This is a genomic window from Mycobacterium simiae, from assembly GCF_008370645.1.
GTDB lineage: Bacteria > Actinomycetota > Actinomycetes > Mycobacteriales > Mycobacteriaceae > Mycobacterium > Mycobacterium simiae_A.
Genome location: NZ_VTZN01000541.1, coordinates 1 through 436, shown reverse-complemented (window position 1 = coordinate 436; position 436 = coordinate 1). Strand labels below are relative to the sequence as shown.

At 61.5% G+C, this 436-nt stretch carries 1 pseudogene; it reads right to left on the bottom strand.

Annotated features, from left to right (window positions below):
- A pseudogene (locus F0Q45_RS26810) lies at window positions 1–436 on the bottom strand (hypothetical protein); the annotation flags it as partial.

Genomic DNA, 436 nt, shown 5'->3' with positions numbered 1-436 from the left:
TTGGTGCCGGAGTTGCCGATACCGATATTGCCGCTTCCCGAGTTCAGCAGGCCAGCCAGGTTGATGCCCATCTGATTGTTGCCGGTGAGTCCGATGCCGATGTTGTTGTTGCCGGTGTTTCCGAACCCGAGGTTGTTGTTGCCGGTATTGCCGCCACCGGTGTTTCCGTTGCCGGTGTTGCCGCCACCGACGTTGGCGTTGCCGGAGTTGCCGAAGCCGACGTTGTTGTTGCCGATGTTCCCCATGCCCACGTTGTGGCCCGGATCCGAGCTAGCTGGGGCGACGCCGGCATTTCCCAAGCCGATGTTTCCGTTGCGAAGGTTCCCGAAGCCGAAGTTTCCGTTGCCGCGGTTGCCGCCGCCGGTGTTGGTGTCGCCGATGTTTCCGCCACCGACGTTGGCGTTGCCGGTGTTTCCGTTACCGAGGTTTTGGTTGC